This is a genomic window from Aeromonas sp. 602658, from assembly GCF_049173005.1.
GTDB classification, from domain to species: domain Bacteria; phylum Pseudomonadota; class Gammaproteobacteria; order Enterobacterales; family Aeromonadaceae; genus Aeromonas; species Aeromonas veronii_A.
This window is the reverse complement of record NZ_JAAKRF010000023.1, coordinates 38,754-56,223: the sequence shown is the minus strand read 5'-3', so window position 1 is coordinate 56,223 and position 17,470 is coordinate 38,754. Positions and strand designations below refer to the sequence as shown.

At 60.5% G+C, this 17,470-nt stretch carries 13 protein-coding genes; 10 read left to right on the top strand and 3 right to left on the bottom strand.

Going from position 1 to position 17,470, the window contains the following annotated elements; genetic code table 11:
* Together G5253_RS15075 and azu are read right to left on the bottom strand one after the other, a co-directional pair.
* Positions 1–188, bottom strand: a 188-nt coding sequence (locus G5253_RS15075) for a hypothetical protein (protein ID WP_421203660.1), incomplete at its 3' end; no start/stop codon positions are given.
* Between the two features lies 1 nt (position 189).
* On the bottom strand, positions 190–630 hold the full coding sequence (gene azu, locus G5253_RS15070) for an azurin (RefSeq protein ID WP_227343020.1): 441 nt from the start codon (positions 628–630) through the stop codon (positions 190–192).
* Positions 631–965: 335 nt separating this feature from the next.
* On the opposite strand from azu, the gene G5253_RS15065 reads away from it, so the two are divergent.
* A complete protein-coding gene (locus G5253_RS15065) occupies positions 966–2,021 on the top strand; it encodes an FAD:protein FMN transferase (RefSeq protein ID WP_266135541.1) in 1,056 nt (351 codons plus the stop codon).
* Between the two features lie 61 nt (positions 2,022–2,082).
* Here the strand turns inward: G5253_RS15065 and G5253_RS15060 are convergent, their stop codons facing one another.
* On the bottom strand, positions 2,083–2,508 hold the full coding sequence (locus G5253_RS15060) for an Hsp20/alpha crystallin family protein (RefSeq protein WP_103250619.1): 426 nt from the start codon (positions 2,506–2,508) through the stop codon (positions 2,083–2,085).
* A gap of 295 nt (positions 2,509–2,803) precedes the next feature.
* Here G5253_RS15060 and G5253_RS15055 point away from each other — a divergent pair, with 295 nt between their 5' ends.
* From G5253_RS15055 to G5253_RS15015, 9 genes are all read left to right on the top strand, one after another.
* Entirely contained in the window at positions 2,804–4,450 is a 1,647-nt protein-coding gene (locus tag G5253_RS15055; RefSeq protein WP_266135542.1) for a tetratricopeptide repeat-containing response regulator, read from the top strand.
* Between the two features lie 66 nt (positions 4,451–4,516).
* Complete coding sequence (locus G5253_RS15050) at positions 4,517–5,479, top strand: ion channel (RefSeq protein WP_201937181.1); 963 nt, start codon at positions 4,517–4,519, stop codon at positions 5,477–5,479.
* Positions 5,480–5,594: 115 nt separating this feature from the next.
* A complete protein-coding gene (gene xthA / locus G5253_RS15045) occupies positions 5,595–6,401 on the top strand; it encodes an exodeoxyribonuclease III (protein ID WP_266135543.1) in 807 nt (268 codons plus the stop codon).
* Positions 6,402–6,763: 362 nt separating this feature from the next.
* Positions 6,764–7,921 carry an efflux RND transporter periplasmic adaptor subunit gene (locus tag G5253_RS15040; RefSeq protein ID WP_410170591.1) on the top strand — a complete coding sequence of 386 codons (1,158 nt, stop codon included), beginning with the start codon at positions 6,764–6,766 and terminating at the stop codon, positions 7,919–7,921.
* Positions 7,922–7,930: 9 nt separating this feature from the next.
* Entirely contained in the window at positions 7,931–11,041 is a 3,111-nt protein-coding gene (locus tag G5253_RS15035; RefSeq protein WP_266135545.1) for an efflux RND transporter permease subunit, read from the top strand.
* Between the two features lie 116 nt (positions 11,042–11,157).
* On the top strand, positions 11,158–11,910 hold the full coding sequence (locus G5253_RS15030; RefSeq protein ID WP_216978400.1) for a substrate-binding periplasmic protein: 753 nt from the start codon (positions 11,158–11,160) through the stop codon (positions 11,908–11,910).
* A 57-nt stretch (positions 11,911–11,967) separates the two neighbouring features.
* Positions 11,968–12,468: a hypothetical protein gene (locus G5253_RS15025; RefSeq protein WP_227342331.1), complete on the top strand. Its 501-nt coding sequence runs from the start codon at positions 11,968–11,970 to the stop codon at positions 12,466–12,468.
* A 272-nt stretch (positions 12,469–12,740) separates the two neighbouring features.
* Positions 12,741–14,264: an efflux RND transporter periplasmic adaptor subunit gene (locus G5253_RS15020; RefSeq protein ID WP_216978399.1), complete on the top strand. Its 1,524-nt coding sequence runs from the start codon at positions 12,741–12,743 to the stop codon at positions 14,262–14,264.
* A 73-nt stretch (positions 14,265–14,337) separates the two neighbouring features.
* Complete coding sequence (locus G5253_RS15015; RefSeq protein ID WP_257690444.1) at positions 14,338–17,466, top strand: efflux RND transporter permease subunit; 3,129 nt, start codon at positions 14,338–14,340, stop codon at positions 17,464–17,466.
* The last annotated feature ends 4 nt before the right edge of the window (positions 17,467–17,470 follow it).

Below are 17,470 nucleotides of genomic sequence, written 5' to 3'. Positions count from 1 at the left end.
TCGACCAGTGCCAGTTTAAAAGTCAGCGAGTAATCGCGCTGTGTCCGTTTCACACCTTGTCCCATCGGGTTCTCCATGTATTGGGGGGAAAGGTGTAAACCATATTCAGGACGGGACAGACAGATATGAAAAAGCCGGGAAATCCCGGCTTTTTCTATTGAGGCAACCGGCTCGATGCCGCTCAGCACCTTAGTTGACCTTGAAGGAGCCCTTCATCATGGCGAAGTGGCCGGGGAAGGAGCAGAAGAAGGTGAGATCCTTGCCCGCCAGACCGTCGGTCTTGAAGGTGACGCTGCTGCTCTCGCCACCGCCGATCAGCTTGGTATGCGCCAGCACGCGGGGATCATCCTTGGGCAGATAGCCGTTCTCGGCCCCGGCGCTCATCCCCGCCGTCGCCACAGTCTGATAGTCTGCGGTGCTGGACAGCACCCAGTTATGGCCCATGGCGGTCACAGGCAGCTTGCCGGTATGGTTCAGAGTGACCGTCACCTCTTTGCAGGTGGCCGGAACGCTCATCTCTTTGAGGTTGTACTGCATGGCATCATTGCCTTCGATGACCAGTGCACACTCATCCGCCAGAACCGGGGCAGCCAGAGTACTCAGAAACAGCAGGGTAATCGCCTTTTTCATCATCTTCTCCTTTGATTGGCAATGGATGGCAACGACTTGGCGGATGCGGTGAACGCTTCGCAAAGATGCCGTCTAAATCGACCTTCATTTTACTCAATTGTTTTCAATCGGCGATGGGTTTTGGCCAAAGCTGCGGGCTAGGTCACCAGACGGTGCTCTACTTGCCACTATCTCCCTCACGGATGGACGATACGACCCGCTCCAGCCACAGGTTCAAAAATGTTTAATTTTTTCTGCCCTTTTCCCTCCGATTGCCCCCATCAGGGCTCGCCCGGCGGGCGCCCCTTGGCTAAGCTAGCGCCCCGATATGAACCTTCTCCAGATGAGAGCGCCGGATGATTGCGATAACCCCCGTGGCGGCCCTGCGCGGCCTGCTGCTGACCCTGCTGCTGGCGCTGGCCGGCTGCCAGCCCACCCCGCCTGCCCAGACCCGTATTCAGGGCAAGACCATGGGCACCTACTATGTGGTGACCCTGAGCGATAGCTACCCCGGTGGGGAGCCCGCCCTCAAAAGCGATGTTGAGAGCCTGCTGGCCCGGATGAACAAGGAGATCTCCACCTACGATCCCGACTCGCTCATCTCCCGTTTCAATCAGGGGCCCGCCAATATCCCGTTCGCCATCCCGCCCGCCATGGCCATCATAGTCCAACAGGGGATGGATGCCGGTAAACTGACCAACGGCAAGCTGGATGTGACCGTGGGGCCTCTGGTCAATCTGTGGGGCTTTGGCCCGGACAAACGGCCGGTCAAGCGACCCGATGAGGCGGCCATCGCCGCCGCCCGCCACAAGGTGGGCATCGACAAGCTGACCCTGACCCCGCAAGGGGATCACTTCCTGCTCGAAAAAACGATCCCGGATCTCTATCTCGACCTATCCACTCTGGGCGAAGGGGCGGCATCGGATGAAATCGCCGCCCTGCTCGAGAGCAAGGGGGTACACAACTACCTGATCGAAGTGGCCGGTGCAGTGCGCAGCAAGGGCCACAACAGCAAGGGTTCACCGTGGAGAGTGGCCATCGTCGAACCTTCCGATCAGCCGGGAGCGTTTTCCGATATCGTCATCCCCAACGGTATGGCGCTCAGCACCGCAGGCAGCTATCGCAACTACTACGAGCTGGATGGCCAGCGTTACTCCCATATCATCGATCCTGCCACCGGCCAGCCGGTCACCCACAAGCTGGTCTCCGCCAGCGTGATCACCCCGACCGCGCTTGAGGCTGACGCCCTCGATACCGCGCTGATGGTGATGGGGCCCGAAGCGGGTATGGCATTTGCCAAACAGCACAAGCTGGCGGTCTATCTCATCATCAAGACCGAACAGGGGTTCAAGGCCAAGTACACGCCCCAATTCGCCCACTATCTGGCGAAGCAACCGACAGAAAAGCACTGATAAACAGAAGGCCCCGATAACGGGGCCTTCTCATTACGGTTGATGATGAACTTGTCACGGGCTATTCGATGGTCACCCGGTGAGGGGCTGGCGTTTCCACCTGCTTGGGCAGTTGCAACGTGAGGATACCGTTCTCGAACCTGGCGCTGACCTTGTCCAGCGCCACCTCGACCGGCAACTCCAGAGTGCGTGAAACACTGCCAAAATAGCGTTCACTGCGCAGTGTTCGCTCATCCTTGTTCTGGCTGTCAAACTGGCGGATCTCCGCTTTCAGCGTCACCTGTTTACCATGGATATCCACATGGATGTCCTCTTTGGCAACCCCCGGCAACTCGGCTTGCAGCACATAGTTGCCATCACTCTCCTTCAAATCCAGCCTGATCTGGCTCGGCAAGGGGTCCCCGTGCAAGGGGCGAATATAGAAGCCGGACGCCATATCGCGAAACAGGTCATCGAACAGACTGGTACGGCTTGGTAGCAAACTCATCTCTGATCCCTCCGTGATTCATGGACTAACAGAGGCAGGCCCTGATACCTGCCTGATGGGGCCTATATGTGACCGAGGCTTGTCTTTGCCCCCTCTATCAGTCTAAAAAGTGTGCCGCGTGCTGCCACCCCATCTGAGCTTTATTTGATATGGATCAACCACATCGCCCTGGCCACCAGGCGCAGAGCGTGACATGGAAACTGAAAGTTGCGTGACAAAAGCACATTGATTGCCACTTGACACGCTTTGGTGGCACACTTTCTCCCATCAACCCGTAGCGCCTCGACCCAGAACAATGCAGACACCGGAAAACGCGTCAGAAAAGAAGAGCCCTGCCAAGCCCCAACGCATTCTGATGGTCAATGAGCAGCGCTCGTTTCAGGTGATGATGAAGGCGATGCTGATCAATCTGGGTATCAGCAACATCACCTACTCCAATACCGCCGAGGATGCACGGCGTCGCTGCCAGAAGGGCAGCTTCGACATCTATCTCATCGATTACGATCTGGGGGTCGGCGAAAATGGCCGCCAGTTGCTGGAGAGTCTGCGTGACCAGAGCCTGATCCCGCCCCAGAGCGTGGTGATAATGGTGAGCAGCGACAGCTCCCGCGCCATGGTGCTGAGTGCGCTGGAGGCCGAGCCCGACGAGTACCTGATGAAGCCCTTCTCCCAGGAGCAGTTCTCGTTTCGCCTCAGACGCGCCCTCGCCCGGCGTCATGCCCTGGCACCGGTATTCACCGCCCTGGCCGACAACAACTTCCAGGCTCTCATTACCGCCTGTGCCGAGCGAGCCGATGCGGTGCCCCGTTTTGCCAACTACTGCCGCTGCTTGCAGGCCGATACCCACCTCAAGTTGGGTGAAGCACAGGAGGCGCGCGCCCTGATGCGCCAGCTGCTGGCCGGGCAGGAGAACAGCTGGGCCCGCCTGACGCTGGGCAAGGCGTGCAACACTCTGGGGCTCCATGAAGAGGCGGTCAGCCATCTGCAGGCGACCCTCAAAAATACCCCGCTGATGGTGGAGGCTCACCTCTGGCTGGCGGAATCCCAACTCGCCCTCGGCAACGATGAACTGGCACAGCAAGAGCTCAGGCGGGCGGTGGATATCTCCCCCCAGTCGGTGCAACTCTCCCGCCGACTGGCGGAGGTGTGCCTGCTGCGCCACGACTATGCCCAGGCCAAGGATGTGTTGCTGTCGCTGATCGACCTGTCCCGCAACTCCATTCACCGCACCCCCCACTATCTGGGGGCCTACATCCAGACCCTGACCCTCTACGCCCTCAACAGCAACGACAGCTACCACATCGCCAACCTGCAAAAGCAGGTCAACTCGGCCCTGTCGCGCATCCGCGATTCATTGATGATGTCGGAGTTCAACTACCCGGTGTTCGAGCAGATCTGTCAGGCTCGGGTACAGATCGCGCTGGGCGAGCTGCTCAAGGGCAAGAAGATGCTCTATCGAGCCAACCAGAACTGGCTCGACGAACCGGTCACCATGCCCCCCGCCCTGCTTGGCGAAACCATCCTCGCTCTCTATCAGCTCGGCGAGTTTGAATACGCCGAGAGCCTGCAGAGCCTGCTGGCGGAGGACGAAGACCGGCTGCTCACCACCTGCATTCAGGCAACCCGGGATGACAAGACGGTACTGGAGCGGCGTCAGCGCTACCAGCAGCTCAACGATCTGGGGATCAAGGCCTATCAGGCCGGGGAGCTTGAACAGGCACTCGGTCACTTCCGCGAGGCCCTGCGCCGCGCGCCCGCCAATACCGGTGCCGCCCTCAACAAGATCCAGGTGTTGCTGCAACTGATGCAGAAAAACCGCAAGAGCCCGGAGTTTGGTGCCGAATGCAAGGAGACCCTGGAGGTGCTCGACGGCATCCCCCTCAACCCGGCCCAGCAGGAGCGTTTTCGCAAGCTGCGCCAGGAGTTCAACCAGTTCAGCTAAGACGCCGCCGTGCCCCCTTTTCCCCGCCTATGCTGAAACCAGTTCGGCAATGCGAGGGAAACGAAGATGGCGATGTGTCGTTATCTGGTGGCCGATGGCCGCCACTGCAGTGAAGAGGCTGGCGAGCACGATCTCTGCCACTGGCATGATCCCCACCATACCCATCAGGAAGCCCACACCGCCGAGGCGCTTGAACAGTACGTTCGCGCTGGCGGACTCTGCCACGGCCTGCAGCTGTCACGGGCCAATCTGGCGGGCCTCAATCTGGTCAACAAGGAGTCCGATCAGGGATTTTTGCTGGAGCAGTGCAACCTCTATCGCGCCAACCTGCGCGGTGGTCACCTCTACGGCCTGCGCATGAAGGGCGGCAGCCTGATGAAAGCCGATCTCAGTGATGCCAACCTCCAGTGCGCCACCCTCGATGACGTCAACCTGCTCGGCATCCGCTGGCACAACACCCGGCTCGACAACATGCAGACCGGCAAACGGGTGATGCAGGATCGCAAGGGGCGCCGCGAACGGGATCCCAAACAGGCGCGCATCTGGTTCAAGGAGGCGGAAGAGACCTACCGGGATCTACGCAAAGCCTCCGAGGCACAGGGGATCTTCACCATGTCCGGCAACTATATCCAGCAGGAGCTCACCATGCGCCGCCTGCAACTGCCGTTCTGGTCGACCCAGCGTTTTACCTCCTGGGTGGTCGATCTCTTCTGCGGCTATGGCGAGGCCCCGATGCGGGTGGTGCTCTTCTCTCTGCTGCTCATCTTTATCTGCAGCATTTTTTACTTCTTCTGCGGCCTCAACTTCGCGGGTAACTACCTTATCTATCGACCAGAGGCGCCCCTTGAAGAGAACGCCATCTTCCTGCTCGAATGCCTCTACTACAGCGTGGTCACCTTCACCACGTTGGGGTACGGCGACTTCACTCCGGTCGGGCTCTCCAGGATCTTTGCCGCCTTCGAAGCCTTTACCGGCAGCTTCACGCTGGCGCTGTTTGTGGTGGTATTCGTCAAAAAGATGACCCGCTGACGCCTCTCCCTGCCAAGCGGGTCGGCCACTGGTGCTGACCCGCGCCCCGAACTTGCATCTACCGCCGATTCCTAGTCCAATAGCCACTTATAAAAATGACATGAGCATCCCGGACATGAAGATCATCTCTTTCAATATCAACGGCCTGCGCGCCCGTTTGCACCAGCTGCAAGCCATCATCGACAAGCACCAACCCGATGTGATCGGCCTGCAGGAGATCAAGGTACACGACGAGGCTTTCCCGCTGGCCGATGTGGAGGCCATGGGCTATCACGTGGAGTTTCACGGCCAGAAGGCCCACTACGGGGTCGCCATCATGAGTAAACAGAAGCCGGTCAAGGTGGAGAAAGGCTTCCCCACCGACGACGAAGAGACCCAGCGCCGGATGATCATGGCTACCTTCGAACGCGAAGATGGCTCTCTCATCAAGGTGATGAACGGCTACTTCCCGCAGGGTGAAAGCCAGGATCACGAGACCAAGTTCCCGGCCAAGCAGAAGTTCTACGAGGATCTGCAGCACTATCTCGAAACTCATCACACGCCGGACGACCAGCTGGTGCTGATCGGGGATATGAATATCTCCCCCACCGATCTCGACATCGGCATCGGCGAAGCGAACCGCAAGCGCTGGCTGCGGGATGGCAAGTGCTCCTTCCTGCCCATCGAGCGCGAATGGATGGAGCGGCTGAAAGGGTTCGGTCTCACCGACACCTTCCGCGCCGCCAACCCTACCGAGTGCGAGCGTTTCTCCTGGTTTGACTACCGATCCAAGGGCTTTGACGAGAATCGCGGCCTGCGCATCGACCTCATCATGGCCTCCGACGCCCTCAAGGACAGCGTGACCGAGACAGGTATCGACTATGAACTGCGCGGCATAGAGAAACCCTCCGACCACGCTCCCATCTGGGCCTGCTTCGCCTGATTGAGTGCGGGCGAGGGCTCCTCTCGCCCGCTACAATTATCCCCCTTTTTCCTCCTGACTATTGTCATCGCACGCACTATCCTGTCGGCAATCTAGTTCTCATATGGTACTCTTTACTCCATTTTCCAGCAGCAGAACGGCTTCTGTTGTGAAGAACAGAGAGAACTTTTTCGATCAAGCAGCTTGGGTTCAATGTTCATGCTCTATGATTGAAAAACTTCAATAATCCAATGAGTTAATTTGTAATCATGAAGTTAATCACGTCAGCCGAAAAAAAAGGTGTGCATGATGGCCGCAATCGGGCCAACAGGAGTGAAATGATGATGGAGCCAAACACCAGAGCAGGATTATTCAAACAGGGGATGCTCGCTCTGACGCTGGCCGGTGCACTGGCCGGCTGTGGCGGGGAAACAAACCAGACGGTGCAAACCATGCCGGCCGTGCCCGTGGTAGTCAACGAGGCGACCCTGACCGATGTGCCGCTCACCACCGAGATGGTGGGTGAAACCGCCGGTTTTCGCGAGATCGATGTGCGATCACGAGTCAGTGGCATCCTGCTCAAGCGCACCTACATCGAAGGTCAGCCGGTTACCGCCGGCCAGGAGCTGTTTCTGATCGATCCCGAGCCCTACAAGGTGGCGCTGGAGCAGGCCAAAGGGACCCTGGCTCAGGAGCAGGCTCGCCTCAACAAGGCCCGCGCCGATCGGGATCGCATCATTCCCCTCTTCAAGCGCCAGGTGGTAAGCCGCAAGGACTATGACGACACCATCGCCAACTATGAAGCGGCCATCGCCAGCCATCAGGCCGCCCAGGCCAAGGTGAAGGAGGCCGAGCTCAACCTCAGCTATACCAAAGTCACCGCCCCCATAAACGGCATGGCGAGCAAGAGCTCCCAGTCCGAGGGGAGCCTTATCTCCACCAGCGGCGACAACGGCCTGCTCACTACCATCACCCAGTTTGATCCGCTCTATGTCAACTTCTCCTACTCGGAGCAGGATCGCCTCAACTTCGAAAACTCGGTAAAGAAAGGGGTGATTGAGGCGAAGGATGCCACCACCTGGCGCACCCATATTCGTCTGGCCGATGGCTCTGTCTACCCTGAAGCGGGCAAGCTCAACTTCTCCGACAACCGGGTCGATCCCCAGACCGGCACCATCCGGGCCCGTGCCATCTTCGACAACAAGGATGGCGTGCTGCTGCCCGGCCAGTTTGTCCGCATGACCATCGATCTTGGCCTGCGCAAAAACGCCATCGTGGTACCGCCCCGCGCTATCGTCCAGTCTCAGGCTGACCGCATGGTGATGGTGGTGGATGCAGAGAACAAGGTGATGCCCCGCCCGGTCAAGCTGGGCCCGGTGGTCGCCGAGGGGGTACTGATCGACAGTGGCCTCAATGCCGGTGACCGTTACATCGTCGAAGGCTTGATGAAGGCTCGCCCCGGTGCCGTGGTGAAACCTGTCTCTGCCGACGAGATGAAAGCCATCACCGCCAAGATGGTCAGCCACTCAGCGGCCAAGTAAGGAGCTCGTATGTTTTCCAGGTTTTTTATCGAGCGTCCCATCTTCGCCAGCGTGATTTCCATCATTATCGTGCTGGGTGGATTGGCGGCAATGCGATCGCTCCCCATTGAGCAGTACCCCCAGATCACCCCGCCGGTGGTCTCGGTGACAGCCTTCTATCCGGGCGCCACCCCCGAGGTGATCTCCCAGACTGTCGCCGCGCCGCTGGAGCAGCAGATCAACGGCGTTGAGCGGATGATCTATATGCAATCGGGATCGGCCTCCAACGGCCAGATGAACCTCAACGTCTACTTCGAGATCGGCACCGATCCGGATCAGGCCACCATCAACGTCAACAACCGGGTCTCGGCCGCCATGGCCCAGTTGCCGGAAGAGGTGAAAAAGCAGGGGGTCACAGTCAAGAAGAAATCGACCTCCATCCTGCAGGTGGTCACCCTCCAGTCGCCGAACGGCTCGTTTGATACCACCTATCTCTCGAACTACGCCCTGCTCAACATCATCGACGAGCTCAAGCGGATTCCCGGCATCGGTGATACCACCTTGTTTGGCGGTACCGACTATGCCATGCGTATCTGGCTCCGGCCGGATCGGCTGGCCCAGCTCGAACTCACCCCGAGCGATGTGATTAGCGCCATCCGCGAGCAGAACACCCAGTTTGCGGCGGGCAAGATCGGTGCCCAGCCCACCTCGACCCCCATCGACTTCACCTACACGGTGCAGACCAAGGGTCGCCTTGAAGATGTGAAGGAGTTCCAGAACATCATCGTTCGCTCCATGCCCGATGGCTCCAAGATCCGGGTGCGCGATGTCGCCCGGGTCGAACTGGGGGGCAAGGATTATGATCTGGTCGCCCGCGCCAACGGCAAACCGGCCATCGGTATCGCTACCTATCTGCAGCCCGGAGCTAACGCCGTCGCAGTCGCCGACGCGGTGCACACCACCATGGAACAACTCAAGGAGCGCTTTCCGCAGGATATCGAGTACCAGATCCCTTACGACACCACCGAGTTTGTGAAGATCTCCATCGAGGAGGTGGTACACACCCTGTTCGAGGCGATCGTACTGGTGTTTATCGTGGTCTACCTGTTCCTGCAAAACTTCCGCGCCACCCTGATCCCCTGTATCGCGGTGCCGGTATCGCTGATCGGCACCTTCGCCGGCATGCTGGTGCTCGGCTTCTCCATCAACCTGCTGACCCTGTTCGGCATGGTGCTCGCCATCGGTATTGTGGTGGATGACGCCATCGTGGTGCTCGAGAACGTCGAGCGGATCATGAGCGAGAAGAAGTGCTCCGCCAAGGAAGCGGCCATCCTCGCCATGCAGGAGGTCTCCGGCCCGGTGGTCGCCATCGTGCTGGTGCTCTGCGCCGTGTTTCTGCCGGTCGCCTTTATGGGTGGTATGACGGGTGTGATGTACAAGCAGTTCGCCATCACGGTTGCGGTCTCGGTAGCTATCTCGGGTCTGGTGGCACTGACCCTGTCGCCGGCCCTGTGCGCCGTGTTGCTGAAAGAAGGACACCACAAACCGGCCCGTTTCTTCGTCTGGTTCAACGAAAAATTTGACCAGCTGACTCGCGGCTATGTACGGGGTGTTGCCTTCCTGAACCGCCGGGTGGGGGTCGCCTTTGCCATCATCGCCGTGCTGATCCTCTCCATCTACGGTCTCTTCCTGAAAGTGCCGGGCGAGCTGGTACCAAACGAAGATCAGGGCTACCTCATCTCCGCTGTCATGCTGCCGGATGCCGCCGCCATGAGCCGGACGCAGGCGGTGGCGGATCAGTTCGACAAGATAGCCATGGCCAATCCCCATGTGAAGGATGTCATCACCTTCTCGGGCTTCGACATCCTCTCCAATGCCATCATCAGCAACAGTGGCCTCACCTTCATTACCCTGAAGGACTGGAGCGAGCGCAAGGGGACAGGCCAGGACTCCTTCGAGCTGGCCAAAACCCTGCAGGGGATGAGCCTGATGGGGCTGGCTGACGGCTTTGTTGCCTCCTTCAACCCGCCCCCCATCCAGGGGATGTCCACCACCGGCGGACTGGAAGGCTACCTGCAAAACCGGGGTTCCGGCAGTGCCCAGGAGTTTTCTGGCGAAGTACAGCGCTTCCTCGCCGCCGCCAAGGAGCGCCCCGAGTTTGCAAGTGTCACATCCACATTCCGTGCCAATGTGCCGCAGGTCTATCTCGACCTGGATCGCGAGAAAGCCAAGGCGCTGGGGCTGCCGATCAATGCGGTATTCGACACCATGCAGGCCACCTTCGGTCAGGTCTATGTCAACGACTTCAACCAGTTTGGCCGAACCTACCGGGTACAGTTGCAGTCCGAAGCGGACTACCGCGCTAAGAAGAGCGATATCCGCAACGTCTACGTGCGCTCCAACACCGGCGAGATGATCCCGCTCAGCAGCCTGGTGACGGTCCGTGATGCCAGTGGTCCCGAGCTGGTAGAGCGTTTCAACATCTTCCAGGCAGCCAAGATCATGGCACAGCCGGCACCCGGCTACAGTTCGGGTCAGGCGATCGCCGCACTGGAAGAGGTGGCCAACAGCACCCTTGGCAACGATGCCAAGCTGGAGTGGACCGGTTCCGCCTATCAGGAGAAGGCCTCTGCCGGTAGCGCAGGCATGGCGTTCGGCTTCGGTATTGTGATGATCTTCCTCATCCTGGCAGCCCAGTACGAACGCTGGAGCCTGCCGTTTGCGGTGATCACAGCCGTACCGTTCGCCCTGTTCGGCGCCCTGCTGGCCACCTGGCTGGTAGGACTCACCAACAACGTCTACTTCCAGATCGGGCTGGTGACCCTGGTGGGCCTTGCCGCCAAGAACGCCATACTGATTGTGGAATTCGCGGTGATGAAGCACGAGGAGGGGATGAGCCTCATCGAGTCGGCACTGGAGGCGGCGCGCCTGCGTTTTCGCCCCATCGTGATGACCTCGCTGGCCTTCATCCTCGGCTGTGTGCCGCTGGTCACCTCCAGCGGCGCCGGTGCCGCAAGCCGTCACGCTCTCGGCTGGCCGGTCATCGGCGGCATGCTGGCGGCCACCTTTATCGCCATCTTCTTTATCCCGCTCTTCTTCCGCCTCATCATGAAAGGGTCGGAAAAACGCGCCAAGCCGTAACGCTCTCCACGGGCGTGCCACCGATAACAAACTACCCCCGCCCGTGCGGGGGTATTTTTTTGTCTGCGGTGTGCTTCAATGACACACATCGAGACTTTTTTGCACAGGATCCGGATATGCTGGCTCAGCTCTGGCTCGCGACGACCTTGACGACCACTACCCTCTCCGCCTGTGGTCATCACGATTATCCCCCCTGGAACTGGCTGAGCGATGGCAAGATCATCGGCGTTTGTGCCGAAGTAGTCAGTACCCTCTATCAACGGTTGGGTTTCAATGTGGATCTCTCCTATGTGGGCCCCTGGGCCCGCTGTCAGCAGAAAGTGGCGAAAGGAGAGGTCGACATCAATATCTGTGCGCTGCGCAACGAAGAGAGAGCACACTACTCCCGCTTTACCCGAACGCCCATGGCCATCAATGACATGGCGGTGTTCGTGCGCCAACCCGGCAGCCGCTTGCTGCAGCGACGGGAGGATCTGACCGGACTGCGGGGAGCCATGATGATAGGCGTCAGCCTTGGCAGCGAAATGGATGATTTTTTGCAAGCAAATACCCGCATCTACAGGGTCAACTCCCTCAAGCAGGTATTTGGCCTGCTGGCCAGTGACCGGGTCGACTTCGTTCCCTATGGCCGCTCTTCCGGCCGCCTGTTTTTGAGCGAAAATTACCCGAGCAGCGGAATGACTGATCTGCAGTGGCCACTGCAGCGCGGTGAGCTCTATATTTCTGTTTCACTACAATCTCCCCATCTTGGCACCCTCGAACAGCTGGAACCCATGCTGCAAGCGCCGGGCATGAGGCAGTGGATAGATCAGCTGCTGGAGAAATACAGCGACATCTATCTGCAACAACAGCGCCAGCCCTCACCTTGACCTTCTCCCAGAAGCAAGGTTTAGAGTCTGGATACCAGATCCTGAAGGATGACCGGATTGTCACTCACCCAGCTTGCGACAAGATTGCCCTCTGCCCTGCTAGCCCGGCTATTGCTGGCGCTGCTGCTCGTGTGCAATCTGACCCTCTGCATCAGCTGGCATGCTTCTCCCCTCTCCTCCGAGACGACCCAAAGCAGCCCCCTGCCAATGGTGATGTTGGATTCATCCATGGCGATGGCGGATGGCGAGAGCTCTCATGCGATGCCCGCAATGTCTCACCCGAGCGATACCATGGCCCTCTCCTGCCATCAGGGAGACGAGGGGTCGGCCATGGGCGATGAGTGCCAGATGCAGACCGGCGTCAATGCCCTCTCCTTCGGCGCGATAGCTCTGCTGGGTGTATTGGTCGCCCTGCTGATCTTCCCCCTGCTACTTGGCAGTAACTTCGCAACTGCACTGCTTGATAACTGGTTGCGGGATCCCTTCCTGCGATCACGCGGTACCCATCCCCCCTCCTGGCCGCGCCGACACCTGATGTTGTCGGTGCTGCGACACTAGAAAGATCTTCTCTTGCGGCAGCGGCAAGCCTCGGCTTGCCCGTCTCCTGCCGCCTTGCCTGACCCTGTGCCCCGGCCAAACCGGCCCGCTCACTGGGAGCCGTGCGCGCTGATACAGCTGCGCCCCGTTTGCCGCCAATCCCTTAGGTGATGCCTTGTCCATCTCCGATCCGGCGGCCTGCACAAGAGAAGAGATATGATGTCACTTGTCCCTGTTACCGGCCTTATCGCCGCCAAGAACTTTGCCACCCTGCCACTAAGTGGGGGTGTGCGATGAGCCAGAAACTGCTGGTATCAGCCCTGCTGCTGGCCCTCGGCGCCGGTGGCGGTTACTGGGCTGCCAAACAGACCACTGCTAGCACCGTGGCCAAGGAGAAGACGCCGCTCTACTGGGTCAACCCCATGGATCCGCGCGACAAGCGCAATGCCCCGGCCAAGGACAACATGGGGATGGACTTTATCCCCGTCTATGAGGAAAAACAGGGCGGCTCACCGGGCACTGTCACCATCAGCCCCGAGATCCAGCAGAACCTGGGGGTGCGGCTTGCCAAGGTGGAGAAGCTCCCTATCCACCAGCAGATCGAGACGGTGGGCTACGTCGGCTATGACGAGGACAAGCTGGAGGCGGTCAACGCCCGCATGGCGGGCTGGATCCGCACCCTCGCCATCAAGAGCGAAGGGCAGCAGGTGAGCAAGGGGAGCCTTATTTACGAGCTCTACGCCCCGGATCTGGTCAACGCCCAGCACGAATACCTGCTGGCCCTCAACACTGCCAACCCGCTGCTGCTGCGCGCCGCCGAAGGCAAGCTCAAGTCCCTGCAGGTACCGGCAGATCAGATAGCGGCCCTCAAGCGCACCCGTCAGGTGCAGGAGACGGTGCGTTTCTATGCCCCCAGCAGCGGTTATGTCTCCGAGCTGAAGGTGCGAGAAGGCCAGTATGTGGAGCCTGCCGCGGCGCTCTTTAACATCAGCACCCTCAAGCAGGTGTGGGTGAGTGCAGAGGTGTTCGAGCGCCAGGCCGCCCAGCTGAAGGTGGGGGATCCGGTCACCATGACCCTCGACTATGCCCCCGGCCGCAGTTGGCAAGGTAAGGTGGATTACCTCTACCCGACTCTGGATGCCACCACCCGTACCCTCAAGGTACGGCTGCGCTTCGCCAACCCGGACGAGTTTTTGAAACCCAATATGTTCGCCAAGGTGACCATTCAGGCGGGCAAGGGAGAGCCGCAATTGGTGGTGCCGAGCGAAGCGGTGATCCGCACCGGCAGTCAGGACCGGCTGGTGCTGGCGCTGGGGGATGGCAGCTTCAAGTCGGTGGCCGTCACTCTGGGCCCCCAGTTTGGCGACAAGGTGGCCATCAAGGCTGGGGTAGAGGCGGGGGATAACATCGTCAGCTCTGCCCAGTTCCTGCTCGACTCCGAGTCGGCCATCGATTCGGACTTCCAGCGCATGACGGCGGTGCGCCCTGCCCAGGTGTGGACTCAGGGCGAGGTTGAAAGCATCGATCTGGCCAAACGTACCCTGATGGTCTCCCACCAGCCCATCCCCGAGTGGCAGTGGCCCGCCATGGAGATGGAGTTCACCGTCGCCGATGGGGTCGATATCAGCAAGCTGGTCGAGGGGCAGACCCTGCACCTGCAGGTAATGCAGGAGGGGGATGAGTACCGCATCACCAACATCCATCAGGAGAAGGCCCCGGCCAGCGGCCACGCTCCGGAGCAGGCAAAAGATGAGATGGAAGGGATGGACCATAGCCAACATCAGATGGCGATGCCCGAGGTGGAGAAGAAATCATGATCCCTGCCATCATTCGCTGCCTAGCAGGCAACCGCTCTCCGCTCTCTGTACTTGGTGAGAAAGGAGTTCAATCATGATCCCGTCGATTATTCGCTGGTCCATCGGCAACCGCTTTCTGGTGCTGCTATTGACCCTCATGCTCACCGCCTGGGGGCTCTGGTCGGTCAAACAGACCCCGGTGGACGCCCTGCCGGATCTCTCCGACGTGCAGGTGATCATCAAGACCTCCTATCCGGGCCAGGCGCCTCAAGTGGTGGAGGATCAGGTGACCTACCCGCTCACCACCGCCATGCTGGCGGTGCCGGGGGCCACCACGGTGCGCGGCTACTCCTTCTTCGGCGACTCCTTCGTCTATGTGCTGTTTGACGACAACACCGACCTCTACTGGGCCCGTGCCCGGGTGCTGGAGTATTTGAGTCAGGTCGCCCCCAACCTGCCCGCCTCCGCTCGACCCCAGCTCGGCCCAGATGCCACCGGGGTGGGCTGGGTCTATCAGTACGCACTGGTGGACAGAACCGGCAAGCATGACCTCAGCCAGCTCACCTCGCTGCAGAACTGGTTCCTCAAGTACGAGTTGCAGACGGTGGACGGGGTCTCCGAGGTCGCCACCGTCGGCGGCATGGTGCGCCAGTATCAGGTGCGGGTCGATCCGGACAAGCTGCGCGCCTACGGCATCCCGCTCTCCCTTATCGAGACAGCCATCAAGCAGGGCAATCAGGAGACCGGCGCCTCCGTCATCGAGATGGCAGAAGCGGAGTACATGGTGCGATCCAACGGCTATCTGAAAAGCGTGGAGGATCTGAAGCAGATCCCGCTCGGTACCAATGTGCGCGGCGCCCCGCTGCTGCTGGGCGATGTGGCTGATGTGGTCACCGGGCCCCAGAGCCGGCGCGGCCTGGCCGAGCTCAATGGCGAAGGGGAAGTGGTGGGCGGCATTATCGTCATGCGCTATGGCGAGAATGCCCAGCACACCATCGACGGGGTCAAGGCGCGGCTCGCCCAGCTCAAAAGCAGCCTGCCGGAAGGAGTAGAGATCGTCACCGTCTACGATCGCTCCGACCTTATCCAGCGCGCCATCGACAACCTCTCCGGCAAGCTGGTAGAGGAGTTCGCGGTGGTGGTGCTGGTCTGCCTCGCCTTCCTGTTCCACCTGCGCTCGTCGCTGGTGGTGGTCATCTCCTTGCCCATCGCCATCCTGACCGCCTTTATCGTGATGCACCTGCAGGGGATCAACGCCAACATCATGTCGTTGGGGGGCATCGCCATCGCCATCGGCGCCATGGTGGATGGCGCCATCGTGATGATCGAGAACGTCCACAAACACATGGAGCGGGAGGCGCTCACCGATAAGAACCGCTGGCGCATCATCACCGAGGCAAGCATAGAGGTGGGGCCCGCCATCTTCTTCTCCCTGCTCATCATCACCATCAGCTTCCTGCCGGTGTTCGCGCTGGAGGCGCAGGAGGGGCGGATGTTCCACCCGCTCGCCTACACCAAGACCTATGCCATGGCGGCGGCGGCCGGGCTCGCCATCACGCTCGTGCCGGTGATCATGGGCTACTTTATCCGTGGCAAGGTGCTGGCGGAGCAGGCCAACCCGCTCAACCGCTGGCTGAGCCTGGGCTATGTGCCACTGCTCAAAGCCGTCTTGGCTCGTCCGAAAACCACCCTGGCCATCGCCGCCGTGGTGACGGTGGCGGGCTTCTGGCCGCTCAAGTACCTGGGCTCCGAGTTCATTCCGCCGCTGGACGAGGGGGACATCATGTATATGCCCACCACCGCAGCCAATATCTCGGTGGGCAAGGCGCGGGAGATTTTGCAGCAGACCGACAAGCTCATTCGTACCGTGCCCGAGGTGCAGAACGTGTTCGGCAAGGCGGGCCGCGCCGAATCAGCCACCGACCCTGCGGATCTGGTGATGATGGAGACCAGCATCCAGCTCAAACCCCGCGATCAGTGGCGCCCCGGCATGACCCCGGAGAAGCTCAAAGAAGAGCTCGACTCCCTCATCCGCTTCCCCGGCCTCACCAACGCCTGGGTGCCCCCCATCAAGACCCGCATCGACATGCTGGCCACCGGCATCAAGACCCCGGTCGGCATCAAGATTGCGGGGCCCGATCTCAAGGTGATCCAGCAGCTCGGCCAGCAGCTGGAACAGATCGTCGGCAAGGTGGAGGGCGCCTCATCGGTCTACGCCGAGCGGGTCGCCGGTGGCCGCTACGTCAAGGTGGACATCGACCGGCTGAAAGCGGCCCGCTACGGCCTCAACATCGCCGACGTGCAGGCGGTGCTCGCCACCGCGGTGGGCGGCATGGAGGTGGGCCAGACCATCGAGGGACGTGAACGCTACCCTATCAACCTGCGCTACCCCCAGAGCTATCGCGATTCAGTGGCCAGCCTCGAGCTGCTGCCGGTGGTGACTCCGAGCGGTGCGCGTATCGCGCTGGCGGATGTGGCCCGGGTCTATATCAGCGACGAGGCCCCGATGCTGCGCAGTGAAAATGCGCGCCTCAACGGCTGGGTCTACGTCGATATTCGCAGCCGCGATATCGGCTCTTTTGTAGCTGAGGCCAAGGCAAAGGTGGGCAAGCAGCTGGTGCTGCCGGCGGGCTACGCCCTCACCTGGTCTGGCCAATACGAGTACATGGAGCGGGCCAAGGCGCGCCTCGCCTACGTGGTGCCGCTCACGGTAGCCATTATCGTGCTGCTGCTCTATCTGGCGTTTCGCCGCGTTCAGGAGGTACTGCTCATTCTCACCACCTTGCCGCTGGCGGTGGTGGGCGGGATCTGGACCCTCTGGCTGCTCGATTTCAACCTCTCGGTGGCGGTCGGGGTGGGCTTTATCGCTCTGGCGGGGGTGGCGGTAGAGACCGGCGTCTTGATGCTGGTCTACCTCAACCATGCCTGGGATGACCTGGTGGCCAGTGGCAAGCCGGACAAGGCGGGTCTGCACCGGGCGGTGATCCACGGCGCCGCCCTGCGCCTGCGCCCCAAGATGATGACGGTGGTCACCATCATCGCTGGCCTCTTGCCCATCATGTGGAGCCACGGCACCGGATCCGAGGTGATGCAGCGCATCGCCGCCCCCATGATCGGCGGCATGGTGAGCGCGCTGGTGCTGACCCTCTTGGTGCTGCCCGCCGCCTACTACCTGTGGCGCAGCCGCAGCCTTGGCAAGAGCGCGTACCCGCAATCCGAATAACCCG

Excerpts from the sequence above, each read along its gene's own strand:
- azu (WP_227343020.1), bottom strand. The coding sequence starts at position 630 with ATGAAAAAGGCGATTACCCTGCTGTTTCTGAGTACTCTGGCTGCCCCG.
- G5253_RS15065 (WP_266135541.1), top strand. The coding sequence starts at position 966 with ATGATTGCGATAACCCCCGTGGCGGCCCTGCGCGGCCTGCTGCTGACC.
- G5253_RS15060 (WP_103250619.1), bottom strand. The coding sequence starts at position 2,508 with ATGAGTTTGCTACCAAGCCGTACCAGTCTGTTCGATGACCTGTTTCGC.
- G5253_RS15055 (WP_266135542.1), top strand. The coding sequence starts at position 2,804 with ATGCAGACACCGGAAAACGCGTCAGAAAAGAAGAGCCCTGCCAAGCCC.
- G5253_RS15050 (WP_201937181.1), top strand. The coding sequence starts at position 4,517 with ATGGCGATGTGTCGTTATCTGGTGGCCGATGGCCGCCACTGCAGTGAA.
- xthA (WP_266135543.1), top strand. The coding sequence starts at position 5,595 with ATGAAGATCATCTCTTTCAATATCAACGGCCTGCGCGCCCGTTTGCAC.
- G5253_RS15040 (WP_410170591.1), top strand. The coding sequence starts at position 6,764 with ATGCTCGCTCTGACGCTGGCCGGTGCACTGGCCGGCTGTGGCGGGGAA.
- G5253_RS15035 (WP_266135545.1), top strand. The coding sequence starts at position 7,931 with ATGTTTTCCAGGTTTTTTATCGAGCGTCCCATCTTCGCCAGCGTGATT.
- G5253_RS15030 (WP_216978400.1), top strand. The coding sequence starts at position 11,158 with ATGCTGGCTCAGCTCTGGCTCGCGACGACCTTGACGACCACTACCCTC.
- G5253_RS15020 (WP_216978399.1), top strand. The coding sequence starts at position 12,741 with ATGAGCCAGAAACTGCTGGTATCAGCCCTGCTGCTGGCCCTCGGCGCC.
- G5253_RS15015 (WP_257690444.1), top strand. The coding sequence starts at position 14,338 with ATGATCCCGTCGATTATTCGCTGGTCCATCGGCAACCGCTTTCTGGTG.